The organism is Pantoea sp. JKS000250, assembly GCF_003201065.1.
GTDB lineage: Bacteria > Pseudomonadota > Gammaproteobacteria > Enterobacterales > Enterobacteriaceae > Pantoea > Pantoea vagans.
Window position 1 is genome coordinate 1,437,750 of sequence record NZ_QICZ01000001.1, and the last position, 12,603, is coordinate 1,450,352.

The following is a 12,603-nucleotide window of genomic DNA, read 5'->3' on the forward strand; positions in this document are numbered from 1 at the left end:
AGCACCCAGGCGGGTGCAAAGGAGTTCATTTGATTACCCATATCAGCCCACTTGGCTCAATGGATCTGCTCTCGCAGCTGGAAGTCGACATGCTCAAGCGCACAGCCAGCAGCGACCTCTACCAGCTGTTTCGCAATTGCTCTCTGGCCGTGCTTAACTCCGGCAGCCAGACTGACAGCAGCCACGAACTGCTCTCCCGCTTTGAGAATTTCGACATCAACGTGCTGCGCCAGGAGCGCGGCGTCAAACTGGAACTGATCAATCCGCCAGAAGAGGCGTTCGTGGATGGCCGCATCATCCGCTCACTGCAGGCTAACCTGTTTGCGGTGCTGCGTGACATCCTGTTTGTCAGCGGCCAGCTCAACATACCGGGCCGGTTAAGCGCCGCCGAAGAGAATGATTCCGCCACTATCACTAACACGGTGTTTTCCATTCTGCGTAATGCGCGGGCTCTGCACATCGGCGAGGATCCGAACACCGTAGTCTGCTGGGGTGGTCACTCAATCAACGCCGTTGAGTATCAGTATTGCCGCAATGTCGGTACGCAGCTTGGACTGCGTGAGCTGAATATCTGTACCGGCTGCGGGCCGGGCGTGATGGAAGCGCCGATGAAAGGCGCAGCAGTTGGCCATGCTCAGCAGCGCTATCGCGACAGCCGCTTTATCGGCCTCACCGAACCCTCAATCATTGCAGCTGAACCGCCGAATCCACTGGTGAATGAGCTGATCATCATGCCGGACATTGAAAAACGTCTGGAAGCGTTTGTGCGTATCGCCCACGGCATCATCATTTTCCCTGGCGGCGTCGGTACGGCTGAAGAGCTGCTCTATCTGCTGGGCATCCTGATGAATCCGCAGAACAACAATCAGGTGTTGCCGCTGATTCTGACCGGGCCGAAAGAGAGCGCCGATTACTTCCGCGTGCTGGATGATTTCATCGTTAACACACTGGGTGAACAGGCGCGTAAGCATTACCAGATCATCATTGATGACGCGGCAGAAGTGGCGCGTCTGATGAAGAAAGCGATGCCGCAGGTGAAAGAGAACCGTCGTGAAACCGGCGATGCGTACAGCTTTAACTGGTCGATTCGCATTGAGCCCGATCTGCAGGTGCCGTTCATGCCAACCCATGAAAATATGGCCAACCTCAATCTCTATACCAATCAGCCTCCCGAGAAGCTGGCTGCCGACCTGCGCCGCGCCTTCTCAGGTATCGTCGCCGGTAATGTTAAAGAGATGGGCATCCGCGAAATCCGCGAGAAGGGACGCTACAGACTGCATGGCGATCCCGACATCATGCACCGCATGGATGAGCTGCTACAGGGATTCGTTGCCCAGCAACGCATGAAACTGCCAGGCACCGCCTACATCCCCTGCTACGAAATTATCAAATAACCCAGGAGGCAGCCCCCGGGCTGCCGATACGCTCATGGCTCTTCATCTTGTTATTGTTGACGCGCTGAATCTGATTCGCCGTCTGCATGCGGTACAGGGCTCACCCTGTGTTGACGGCTGCGTGGCTGCGCTGCGCCAGGTTCTGGGCCACGCCCGTCCGACTCACGCTGTCGCAGTATTTGATGGCGAGGCACGTCATCAGGGCTGGCGACATCAGCTGCTGCCCGATTACAAAAGCGGTCGCCCGCCGATGCCAGACGATTTACAGGCAGAGATGCCGGCGTTGCAGGAGGCCTTTCGTTCGGCAGGTGTAAGTTGCTGGATAGCGGGCGAGGATGAGGCAGATGATTTAGCGGCGACGCTGGCGGTGAAAATGGCACAGGCCGGACACCAGGCCACCATCGTGTCCACCGACAAAGGTTACTGTCAGCTGCTGGCCCCCGAAATCCGCATCCGCGACTACTTCCAGAAACGCTGGCTCGATCTGCCTTTTATCGAGGCTGAATTTGGCGTTGCACCCCAGTTACTCCCCGACTACTGGGGATTATGCGGCATCAGCAGCAGTAAAATTCCAGGCATCACCGGCATCGGCCCGAAAAGCGCGAAACAGCTGCTGGCAGAGTTTCACACGCTTGAAGGGATCTATCAGCAACTGGATCAGGTGCCCGCTAAATGGCAGGAAAAGCTTGCAGAAGGCCAGCAGATGGCTGAGATCAGCCGTCAGGTGGCCACGCTGAAGCGGGATCTGGTATTGCAGGGCAATCTGAATACGCTGCGTTATACCGGCTGAGTGCAGCTGCACTCAGCCCGGCGATTAACGTTCGTCGCGACGGCCACCGGTCGCTGCCCACATACGACGCACATGAACCGTCACCTCTTCGCGGTCATGATAAAGCTGGCGGGCACGAATCTGCACGTTGATGCCATTATCATCAAAGCGCTCCTGCATCATGGCCAGATTCTGCGTCACCTCTTCATAACGCTTTTTCATCGGCAGCTTCAGGTTGAAGATCGCTTCACGGCACCAGCCGTTAACCAGCCAGTCGGTCATCAGGTTAGCCACACGCACCGGCTTCTCGACCATGTCACACACCAGCCAGCTGATATTGGTGCGGGGTGGACGGAATTTAAACCCATCGGCTTTCTCGTGCATCACCTGGCCGGTATCCATCAGACTCGGGGCCATCGGTCCGTTGTCCACCGCATAGACCATCATGCTGCGCTGGACCAGCTGCCAGGTCCAGCCGCCCGGACAGGCACCCAGATCCACAGCGTACATGCCGCTGGCTAAACGCTCATCCCACTCATCCGCAGGAATAAAGACGTGAAACGCCTCTTCCAGCTTGAGGGTCGAGCGGCTTGGTGCATCGGAGGGGAACTTAAGCCGTGGAATACCCATGTAAAACGGTGAGCTGTTTTCCCGGATGGAGTAACCGACGTAACAGGTGCCTGGCGCGATGAAAAACACATGGACGACCGGGCGTTTCGGACTTTCATAGTTCAGCAGAATCTTGCTTTCACGCAGTGCTGAACGCAGCGGCACGGTGAACTTACGGCAGAATTTGGTCAACTCTTTGGCTTCGTTCGTGTCCGGCACTTCAACACGCAGTTCGCCGCCCTTCTCCACCACGCCGGTCAGCATGCCGACGATCGGGGTGATGCGATCTTCCTGCGGCAGGTCACGCAGCATTTCACCGACAACCAGCATCTGCCGGGCAAAGATCAGCTCGTCAAACGGTAACTCACGCGCCAGACGCTCAGCATCTTCAAACTGATAGCACTCAAACAACACGTAGCCGGAGTCATCTTTAACCCGCGGAAAGCCGTAGATTTCACGTTCCGCTGCTTTGGCACTGATTTCTGCCGCACACTCTTTTTCAAAACCGGGACGACAATAGAGTAAAACTTTATTCATGGCGTTCTGCCTTTCGTTTAAGACGCAGCGCGCCAATCAACATCAATACCCAACCGGCAAGGAAACAGATCCCGCCTACCGGTGTGATAAAAACCCAAAACTTCAGATGTGACAGCGCCAGACAATAGAGGCTGCCACTGAACAGCACGGTGCCGAGCGCCATCAGCGCACTGCTCCAGTAAAACCAGATATTGGCGCGGCGTAACATCGCGGCACCCAGTCCCGTCACCGCTAGCGTGTGATAAGCCTGATATTCCAGCCCGGTATGAATCCAGGCCATCTCAGCCGCGCCCAGCGACTGACTTAAAACGTGGGCACCAAATGCGCCAAAAGCCACCAGCAGAAATCCGCTGATAGCCGCAAAAACAAACATGGCACGACTGGACATTAACCTATCCTCAGGATGCTTTTGCATCGTAATGCAAATAAATCAAGATGTTATTGTTGATAGCGAAAGCGGAATTTTTCTTGTTCGGTAGCAGCTTTTTCCAGGATCCACTGTCGGAAGGCGGCTATTTTACCCAGTTCTGCCTGACTGTCATGACAAACCAGATAAAAAGCGTTTTTACTGACTAATACATCATTAAACGGGCAGATTAATCGACCGGCCTCTATTTCGCTCTGCGCCATGACGTTGTTGGCCAGCGCCACGCCCTGACCATGAATCGCCGCCTGCAACACCATGGCGCTGTGGCTGAAAATCGGTCCCTGCTGCACGTTGATATGCTGTAAACCCAGCTGGCGGATATACGATTGCCAGTCACGGCGGGAGGCGTCATGCAGCAGGGTAAAGCGCGAGAGATCCATCGGGGTTTTCAGCGGATTATCGCCGGTCATCAGTGATGGTGAACAGACCGGGAGCAGATATTCGGCATAGAGTTTTTCAACCCGCAGGCCGGGCCAGTTGCCGCGTCCGTAGAAAATTGCCACGTCGACATCGTCGGCCAGCTTCTCTTCATCGCGGTCAACGGCCTGGATACGCACGTCGATTCCCGGATAAGCCATATTAAAGCTGGAGAGGCGGGGAACCAGCCACTGAATAGCAAAGCTCGGCAGTAAACTGACGGTCAGCGCGCCCTTGGCACTGCGCGCCTGCAGTTTGCGGGTCGCTTCGTTAATTGCCGAGAAAATCTCTTTGATGTCGAGATAGTAGCTTTGCCCTTCTTCGGTCAGTAACAGCGAACGATTCCTCCGGCGAAACAGCTTTAACCCCAGAAAATCTTCCAGAGATTTAATCTGATGGCTTACGGCAGCCTGGGTGACAAACAGCTCTTCAGCGGCTTTGGTAAAGCTTAAATGGCGCGCAGCGGCATCAAAAACCCGCAGTGCGTTAAGAGGAGGAAGGCGTTTCGACATGGTTTTCCGTATCCGGATCGGCGAAAAATACGCAGGCTTATACAAAGCGTTTACGTATTAGAATTTTTAATCCGAGGCATTATAATTTGTCCGTTGAGGAACCTCCAGCAAATACCTATAGTTGCCGCACTTCCTGAGCCGGAACGAAAAGTTTTTAGATTTGTGAGTGAGTTCGCAGATTTTCTGAAAGCTTTTGGCTTGTGGTCGTGATGTTGTGTTTGCAATTTTTGATCCGACGATTGCGGATCGAACTCTTAATTCCTGTAGATTTACCCTGTCTGTCCATAGTGATTTTTAAATAGCACCGCAAATTGCGGTGCTTTTTTTTTGCTGCTTACTTTGACTCGACCATCTCTTTGACATCAGAGCGATTGATCTGCTGCTCGTTGCCATTCGCATCTTTATAGCTGATCATGCCGGTATCGTTATCAACTTTAGGCTTGCCGGCAGCCACGATGGTACGACCATCGTTGGTATGCATGACATAATTGCTTGAACAGGCACTCAGGGTAAAAGCCAGAGTACACACGGCCAGGACTGCGGTAAGTTTTTTCATCTGCTATCTCCTTGTAGATTGATTGCATCAAACCACCCGCGTTACGCTAACCAGAGGCAGCCGATAAGTGAGATCGACTATTAAACGTCCGATCGTTATGCGGGTTTGGTTCAAACCTTGCAATATTCAGCATAACGCGCTTTTCCAGCTTTGCCAGACGCAGACCATTCTTTCAGTGTGGTCCTAATTTTTCTTATCATGGACCCGGCATGACCGCATTTAATCCCACCGCATTCCGCCAGCAGTTTCCCGCGCTCGCCGACGCCGGCGTCTACCTCGACAGCGCCGCGACCACGCTGAAGCCGCAGGCCGTGATTGACAGCACGCAGCAGTTTTACAGCCTCAGCGCGGGTACGGTTCATCGCAGCCAGTTTGCTGCTGCCCAGGCCTTAACCCAGCGCTATGAGCAGGCGCGCAATCAGGTTGCCCGCTGGGTTAACGCCGCGGACGATCGAGAGATTGTCTGGACGCGTGGCACCACCGAAGCGATAAACCTGGTGGCGAACAGCTGGCTGCGTCCGCGCCTGCAGCCCGGTGATGAGATCGTGGTGAGTGAGGCTGAGCACCACGCCAACCTGGTTCCCTGGCTAATGGCTGCGCAGGCGTGCGGTGCCCGCGTCGTAAAATGGCCGTTAGGGCCAGATCGTCTGCCCGATATCAGCCTGTTACCCGCTCTGCTTAACAACCGCACCCGCCTGCTGGCTGTAGGTCAGATGTCGAACGTCACCGGGGGATGCCCCGATCTCGCACAGGCGATTTCACTGGCACATGCCGTGGACGCGAAAGTGATGGTCGATGGCGCGCAGGGGGTGGTGCACTGCCCGCCTGACGTACAGGCGCTGGATATCGACTTTTACGCTTTTTCCGGCCATAAAATTTACGGCCCGATGGGCATTGGCGCGTTATATGGCAAAGCGGAGCTGCTGGAGGCGATGGCGCCCTGGCAGGGCGGCGGTAAGATGATCACGGATGTCGACTTCAATGGTTTCACGCCGCAGCCGGTACCGTGGCGTTTTGAGGCTGGCACCCCGAATGTGGCTGGGGTGGTGGGATTGAGTGCGGCACTAAGCTGGCTGGCGCAGTACGATCTGCCCGAAGCCGAGCGCTGGAGTCAGCAGCTTGCCTCGCTGGCGGAAGAGCAACTGGCAGAACTGCCCGGCTTTCGCAGCTTCCGCTGTGGCAATGCCAGCCTGCTGGCCTTTGAATTCGCAGGTCTGCATCACAGTGACCTGGTAACGCTGCTGGCCGAGCAGGGAATCGCACTGCGCGCCGGTCAGCATTGCGCGCAGCCCTTGCTGGCGGCGCTGGGCGTCAGTGGCACGCTGCGCGCCTCTTTTGCACCCTATAATAATCTGCAGGATGTTGATGCGCTGGTGCGCGCCATGAAGAGCGCCATCGCGCTGTTATCGGAGTTTTGATTATGTGTTCATCGCGGTTAGCGCCACACCCGTTTGGCGAACAGATTACCGTTGCCAGTCTGAAAGAGAGCTTTGGCCGCTTTCATCAGTGGGAAGATCGTTATCGTCAGCTGATCCAGCTGAGCCGCCAGTTACCTGCCTTGCCGGAGGAACTGAAAACAGCGGAAATTGAACTGAGCGGGTGTGAAAACCGGGTCTGGCTGGGCAGCCAGCTGTGTGAGGATGGCTCACTGCATTTCTATGGTGACAGTGAAGGACGGATCGTGCGCGGCCTGCTGGCCGTGCTGCTGACCGCCGTTGAGGGCCAGACGCCGCAGCAATTACTGGCCACCGATCCCTTAACCCTGTTTGATGAGCTGGGGCTGCGCGCCCAGCTCAGCGCCTCACGCAGCAGCGGCCTGCAGGCGCTGGCTGCTGCGGTAGAGCATGCCGCGCGTCAGGCGCTGACCGCATCCTGACGGGCGGCGCGTGCCAGAAACTTCTTCAGCGCATGCGAAACGGCCACAAAGCCGAACGTCGCGGTCACCATGGTGGCCGCGCCAAAGCCGGATGTGCAATCCATTCTCTTCGGACCCTCTGCGGTGCTGCGTGAAGCACAAACGCTGCCGTCGGCCTGCGGATAGACCAGCGCTTCGGTAGAAAAAACGCAGTCGATGCCAAGTTTGCCCTTGCTGCTTTTCACCACGCCCAGGCTTTTCAGGCGTTCGCGCAGCTTCGCCGCCAGCGGATCCTGAATGGTTTTCGCCAGATCGGCGACCTGAATCTGGGTCGGATCAATCTGTCCGCCCGCGCCACCGGTGGTGATCAGCGGGATCTTATTCCGGCGACACCACGCGATCAGCGCCGCTTTAGGGCGTACGCTGTCGATCGCGTCGATCACATAGTCGAAACCGGCGGCCATCAGTTCGGCGGTGTTCTCAGGCGTAATAAAGTCATCAATGCAGATCACGTCGCAGTCCGGATTGATCGCCCGTAGCCGCTCCGCCATCACCTCCGTTTTGGCTTTGCCGACGTTGCCCTGCAGCGCATGAAGCTGTCGGTTGGTGTTGGTAATGCAGACGTCATCCATATCTATCAGGGTGATTTTACCAATGCCGGTGCGCACCAGCGCTTCCGCTGCCCAGGAACCCACGCCGCCGATACCGATGACGCAGAAGTGCGCGTCAGCAAAACGTTGCAGCGCATCCTGGCCATAGAGACGCGCCGTGCCGCCAAAGCGCTGATGCCAGGCGTCATTTAACACTTTCATAGTTGAACCTGTTACGTCGTGCGGGCCCGGAGGCCCGCAGAGAAGACATTAGTTAGCGCCGAGAAGCAGTGAACCATTATTACCGTTTTGCGGGCTGGAGAACAGCGGCTGTCCGGCACCCGGTGCGGCTTTGATTACCCAGACGCGTCCGTAGTGATTATAGAAGCCCGCCAGATGCGCGGCATCCGGGCCGATACCCTGATAGATATCAAAGTGTTGTCCCTTAATCGCGCCACCCACATCGAGCGCCACCATCAGGCGCATCTCATATTTGCCGTTGAATTTGCCCTTCTCATTTAACTGCGGCACTTCCGCCAGCAGTACGGTACCGGCCGGAATAATTGAGCGGTCAGAGGCCACCGAGGCTTTCGCTACCAGCGGAACGGCGCTGGCACCGCGCACCGGCGTAAACGGCTCAGCCTTAAAGAAGACGAATGACGGGTTGGTTTCCAGCAGCGCGCGCACCTCCTGCGGTGAGTGCTCCTGCGCCCACTGGCGAATCGCCTGCATCGACATATCTTCGCGCTTCACTTCACCACGGTCGATCAGCTCTTTACCAATACTGTGGTAGCCCCAGCCATTTTTACCGGCGTAACCAAAGAAGGTCATCGGGCGGCCATCGCCAAAGTCGACGTAACCACTGCCCTGCACATCCATCATGAAGTTATCAATCAGCGAGTTGCTGTAGGCAATGACGTAGCGGTCATCAAGTCCGCCACTATAGATAGAGGCGCGGCTCGGTAATTTCTCTCCGCGTTTGCGCGGCGGCATACGGTAGATCGGATACTGGAATTCGCCCTGACGGGTGTAGCGCGCTTCCACGACCGGCGTGTAGTAACCGGTGAACTGCACGTTACCGTAGTTGTCCGTGCCCTCCATCTGCCAGGCGTTCAGGCCATACTGGCGAAGCTGCCGGGTGTCGGCGCCTGCCATCAGCCAGCTTTCAATCGCGCTGTAGGTGCCGTTCTGACGACTATAAAGAGCAGATGAGGCGGACTGAATCTGGCGCACCTGATCGCCAAAGTCTTTGCCATTAACCGGCGCGCCTTTAGCATTGGGCTGATTCACCAGCGCCAGCGGCTGTTCCAGTTTGCCATCTTTATATTGCTGACCGCGATCGGTCGGTTTAGAGCTACAGGCCGCCAGCAGCGTGATTAACGCGCCAGTAAGTGCATACTTCACCCAATGTGATTTCATTCTCTTCTCTTTTTATAACTGTTCGCCCCGCGACGATAGCAAAGCCCCCGACAGAATGAAATGCATCCGCTTTGACGCAACGCATATCAGTTCAATAATTAACCAGATGGCTGAATCCTTCAGCAACTGGCTGTTAATTTGGCTTTTATCTTTAAAAAGGGGTTGCATGAATTAGCGCGGAGAGTATAGTGCGCTTCCACGGACGCGGGGTGGAGCAGCCTGGTAGCTCGTCGGGCTCATAACCCGAAGGTCGTCGGTTCAAATCCGGCCCCCGCAACCAATACTTCTGCAGCGGTTTTACAGAAGTCACAGTGTGAGAAGTAAAAGTAATAGAAGCAATACGGACGCGGGGTGGAGCAGCCTGGTAGCTCGTCGGGCTCATAACCCGAAGGTCGTCGGTTCAAATCCGGCCCCCGCAACCAATACTTCTGCAGTTGTTTTACAGAAGTCACAATGTGAAATAAGTATGATACGGACGCGGGGTGGAGCAGCCTGGTAGCTCGTCGGGCTCATAACCCGAAGGTCGTCGGTTCAAATCCGGCCCCCGCAACCAATCATTTAAACACCTGAAAGGGTGTTTTTTTGTTTCTGACGTTCGCGAATTCCTCTTAAACCTCCCTCTCGCAGATAAATGCGCGGATAGCCGTGACTACCCGCACTCCTTTACCGATGGGCCAGTGCCGCCCCACTCTCTACATACGCTTTGATACCGTTCAGAATCGCCTCTGCCACCTGATGCTGATAGCGGGTGGTTCGCAGCTTCCGCTCCTCTTCCACATTACTGATGAACGCGGTTTCTACCAGGATTGACGGGATATCCGGGGCTTTCAGCACCGCAAAGCCAGCCTGATCCACGGTGCGTTTGTGCAGATGGTTGATGCGCCCCATACGATGCAGCACCTCTTTACCAAACTTCAGGCTGTCGTGAATCGTCTGCCGCTGCACCATGTCGAACATGGTGTGATCAAGATAGCGGTCGCCGCTTTTGCTGACGCCGCCAATCAGGTCTGATTCATTCTGGGTCTGCGCCAGGAAACGGGCGGCGGCTGAAGTGGCACCGCTGGTGGATAAGGCAAACACCGAAGAGCCGCGTGCTGCCCGACTGGTAAAGGCATCCGCATGGATAGACACAAAGAGATCGGCACGCTGTTTACGGGCTTTAGCGACCCGGACGCGCAGCGGAATAAAGACATCTTCATTGCGCGTCATATAGGCTTTCATGTGGGGCTCTTTATCGATCAGCGCTTTGAGCCGCCGTCCGATCTTCAGCACAATATCTTTCTCACGGGTCTTATATTTGCCGTGCGCGCCAGGGTCTTCTCCACCGTGACCGGGATCGATCATGATGATAATCGGACGATCGCGTCCCGCTTTGCCGGGTAACGGTGCCTGCACCCCTTCATCCTTGTCCAGATCGCCCTGATTATAATCTTTCAGCAGAGCCAGCAGCGGATCGTCTTCCACATGGTTCTGGGTCGGATAGAGATCGACCACCAGCCGGTGATTGATCCCGGCGACCGGTGCCAGATTAAAGATCTTCGGTGCGACGTTGCGCTTCAGCTCCAGAACAACGCGCACCGTGTTGCTGTCGAACTGGCCGACCCGGGCATTTTTGATAAAGGGATCGTCGACCCGTACCTGCTTATCCACCCCTTTCAGGGCCGAATTAAGATGCAGGCCCTGAATATCTATGACGAGACGTTCGGGATTGCTCAGCGCAAACTGCTTGTATTTCAGCGCGACACTGGACTCCAGCGTCATACGCGAATAGGTGGATGAGGGCCAGATACGCACCGCCACAATGTGGTTTTTTGCCGCCAGGCCTGTGCGGCTGACGCTCAACAGCAGTAAGGCGCCTGTCCCCTGTAAAAAACGTCTGCGTGAAAAATGGGAATTACCGTCTGACATGCCGCTCCAGCTGCTGTGTTATGTCTAAAAAAGCGCCAGTTAATCAAATGGCGGCGAAAACTTTATCCAATCCGCAGGATGATGTCACCCCGGAAACCCTAAATAATGCAGGCTGTTAGCGGCTTTGACACCCATAAAAACGTAAATTTTCGTCAGGATTAAGACTTGCAAAATCGGGCGTAAAAGCATAAAAATACAGAAAATACGAATAAACATTCACTGAGGGTTGGCCGTGAAGGAACGTAGTACCGAACTGGTTCAGGGTTTTCGCCATACCGTTCCCTATATCAATGCCCACCGGGGTAAAACCTTTGTCATCATGCTGGGTGGCGAAGCGATTGAGCATGAGAACTTCTCTGGCATCGTTAACGACATCGGCCTGCTGCACAGCCTGGGCATCCGCCTGGTGGTGGTTTATGGCGCACGGCCACAGATAGACGCCAGCCTGGCTCAGCAGCAGCTGGAACCGGTTTATCATAAATTTACCCGGGTGACCGACGCGCAATCGCTGGAGTTAGTGAAGCAGGCTGCCGGTCGGTTGCAGTTAGATATCACTGCCCGCCTCTCAATGAGTCTTAACAATACCCCACTGCAGGGCGCGCATATCAATGTGGTCAGCGGCAACTTCATTATTTCGCAGCCGCTGGGCGTGGATGATGGCGTGGATTACTGCCACAGCGGGCGTATCCGTCGTATCGATGAAGAGGCGATTCATCGCCAGCTGGATAACGATGCCATCGTGCTGATGGGACCGGTGGCGGTCTCTGTGACCGGCGAGAGCTTTAATCTGACTTCAGAAGAAGTGGCTACCCAACTGGCGATTAAGCTCAAAGCCGAAAAAATGATCGGCTTCTGCTCCGAGCAGGGTGTGCTGAACAGCGACGGTGAAATCATTTCCGAGCTGTTCCCGAACGATGCGCAGGCCCGCATCGACGAGATTGAAAAAGAAGGTGATTATCTTTCTGGCACGGTCCGCTTCCTGCGCGGTGCGGTGAAAGCCTGCCGCAGTGGCGTGCGCCGCAGCCATCTCATCAGCTACCAGGAAGATGGCGCACTGTTGCAGGAGCTCTTCTCACGCGACGGTATCGGTACGCAGATTGTGATGGAGTCGGCCGAGCAGATTCGTCGTGCCAATATCAACGACATCGGCGGTATCCTCGAACTGATCCGTCCGCTGGAGCAGCAGGGTATTCTGGTGCGTCGCTCACGCGAGCAGCTGGAGATGGAGATCGATAAGTTCACGATTATTCAGCGTGACAATCTGACCATCGCCTGTGCCGCCCTCTATCCGTTTATGGATGAGAAGATTGGCGAGATGGCCTGTGTGGCGGTTCATCCTGACTATCGCAGCTCCTCACGCGGAGAAATGCTGCTGCAGCGCGTGGCATTACAGGCGAAGCAGATGGGACTGCAAAAGCTGTTTGTGTTAACCACGCGCAGCATCCACTGGTTCCAGGAGCGCGGCTTTACGCCGGTTGATATCGAGTCACTGCCCGAGAGTAAAAAAGAGATGTACAACTATCAGCGCCGTTCCAAGGTGCTGATGGCCGACCTCACCTGATTCAATCATGAAGGGACAGACCACCTGGCGTGGACTGTCCCCCTTCTTC

The 12,603-nt window shown here is 55.6% G+C and carries 12 protein-coding genes and 3 tRNA genes; 8 read left to right on the forward strand and 7 right to left on the reverse strand.

Going from position 1 to position 12,603, the window contains the following annotated elements; translation table 11 throughout:
- Nucleotides 1–29: 29 nt before the first annotated feature.
- Together ppnN and xni are read left to right on the forward strand one after the other, a co-directional pair.
- Complete coding sequence (ppnN, locus tag BY447_RS06865) at nucleotides 30–1,394, forward strand: nucleotide 5'-monophosphate nucleosidase PpnN (RefSeq protein ID WP_013358898.1); 1,365 nt, start codon at nucleotides 30–32, stop codon at nucleotides 1,392–1,394.
- Between the two features lie 34 nt (nucleotides 1,395–1,428).
- Entirely contained in the window at nucleotides 1,429–2,184 is a 756-nt protein-coding gene (xni, locus tag BY447_RS06870; protein WP_110330829.1) for a flap endonuclease Xni, read from the forward strand.
- 24 nt (nucleotides 2,185–2,208) lie between these two features.
- Here the strand turns inward: xni and rlmM are convergent, their stop codons facing one another.
- The 4 genes from rlmM to BY447_RS06890 all read right to left on the reverse strand — a co-directional run bounded on the left by rlmM (nucleotide 2,209) and on the right by BY447_RS06890 (nucleotide 5,221).
- Nucleotides 2,209–3,309 carry a 23S rRNA (cytidine(2498)-2'-O)-methyltransferase RlmM gene (rlmM, locus tag BY447_RS06875; RefSeq protein WP_110330830.1) on the reverse strand — a complete coding sequence of 367 codons (1,101 nt, stop codon included), beginning with the start codon at nucleotides 3,307–3,309 and terminating at the stop codon, nucleotides 2,209–2,211.
- On the reverse strand, nucleotides 3,302–3,697 hold the full coding sequence (locus tag BY447_RS06880; protein ID WP_110330831.1) for a DUF423 domain-containing protein: 396 nt from the start codon (nucleotides 3,695–3,697) through the stop codon (nucleotides 3,302–3,304). The genes rlmM and BY447_RS06880 overlap by 8 nt, the downstream gene beginning before the upstream one ends.
- Nucleotides 3,698–3,747: 50 nt before the next feature.
- Nucleotides 3,748–4,665 carry a transcriptional regulator GcvA gene (locus BY447_RS06885; RefSeq protein ID WP_003854641.1) on the reverse strand — a complete coding sequence of 306 codons (918 nt, stop codon included), beginning with the start codon at nucleotides 4,663–4,665 and terminating at the stop codon, nucleotides 3,748–3,750.
- A 334-nt stretch (nucleotides 4,666–4,999) separates the two neighbouring features.
- Complete coding sequence (locus BY447_RS06890) at nucleotides 5,000–5,221, reverse strand: YgdI/YgdR family lipoprotein (RefSeq protein WP_003854643.1); 222 nt, start codon at nucleotides 5,219–5,221, stop codon at nucleotides 5,000–5,002.
- A 209-nt stretch (nucleotides 5,222–5,430) separates the two neighbouring features.
- Between BY447_RS06890 and csdA the strand changes: the two genes are divergently transcribed.
- Together csdA and csdE are read left to right on the forward strand one after the other, a co-directional pair.
- Complete coding sequence (gene csdA / locus BY447_RS06895; RefSeq protein WP_110330832.1) at nucleotides 5,431–6,639, forward strand: cysteine desulfurase CsdA; 1,209 nt, start codon at nucleotides 5,431–5,433, stop codon at nucleotides 6,637–6,639.
- Nucleotides 6,640–6,641: 2 nt separating this feature from the next.
- On the forward strand, nucleotides 6,642–7,097 hold the full coding sequence (gene csdE / locus BY447_RS06900; protein WP_095706740.1) for a cysteine desulfurase sulfur acceptor subunit CsdE: 456 nt from the start codon (nucleotides 6,642–6,644) through the stop codon (nucleotides 7,095–7,097).
- On the opposite strand, the gene tcdA is transcribed toward csdE, so the two are convergent.
- Both tcdA and mltA read right to left on the reverse strand, forming a co-directional pair.
- Nucleotides 7,076–7,888, reverse strand: coding sequence for a tRNA cyclic N6-threonylcarbamoyladenosine(37) synthase TcdA (gene tcdA, locus BY447_RS06905; RefSeq protein WP_013358904.1), 813 nt, complete (start codon nucleotides 7,886–7,888; stop codon nucleotides 7,076–7,078). The two genes, csdE and tcdA, sit on opposite strands and share 22 nt — an antisense overlap.
- A gap of 48 nt (nucleotides 7,889–7,936) precedes the next feature.
- Complete coding sequence (gene mltA / locus BY447_RS06910; protein WP_110330833.1) at nucleotides 7,937–9,085, reverse strand: murein transglycosylase A; 1,149 nt, start codon at nucleotides 9,083–9,085, stop codon at nucleotides 7,937–7,939.
- Between the two features lie 203 nt (nucleotides 9,086–9,288).
- On the opposite strand from mltA, the gene BY447_RS06915 reads away from it, so the two are divergent.
- From BY447_RS06915 to BY447_RS06925, 3 genes are all read left to right on the forward strand, one after another.
- A tRNA-Met gene (locus BY447_RS06915) sits at nucleotides 9,289–9,365 on the forward strand.
- A 65-nt stretch (nucleotides 9,366–9,430) separates the two neighbouring features.
- Nucleotides 9,431–9,507 (forward strand) — tRNA-Met (locus BY447_RS06920).
- 54 nt (nucleotides 9,508–9,561) lie between these two features.
- Nucleotides 9,562–9,638 (forward strand) — tRNA-Met (locus BY447_RS06925).
- 110 nt (nucleotides 9,639–9,748) lie between these two features.
- On the opposite strand, the gene amiC is transcribed toward BY447_RS06925, so the two are convergent.
- Nucleotides 9,749–10,993 (reverse strand): N-acetylmuramoyl-L-alanine amidase AmiC, encoded by a 1,245-nt coding sequence (gene amiC, locus BY447_RS06930; protein ID WP_013358906.1) that lies wholly within the window; start codon nucleotides 10,991–10,993, stop codon nucleotides 9,749–9,751.
- Between the two features lie 232 nt (nucleotides 10,994–11,225).
- On the opposite strand from amiC, the gene argA reads away from it, so the two are divergent.
- On the forward strand, nucleotides 11,226–12,554 hold the full coding sequence (gene argA, locus BY447_RS06935; RefSeq protein ID WP_013358908.1) for an amino-acid N-acetyltransferase: 1,329 nt from the start codon (nucleotides 11,226–11,228) through the stop codon (nucleotides 12,552–12,554).
- The last annotated feature ends 49 nt before the right edge of the window (nucleotides 12,555–12,603 follow it).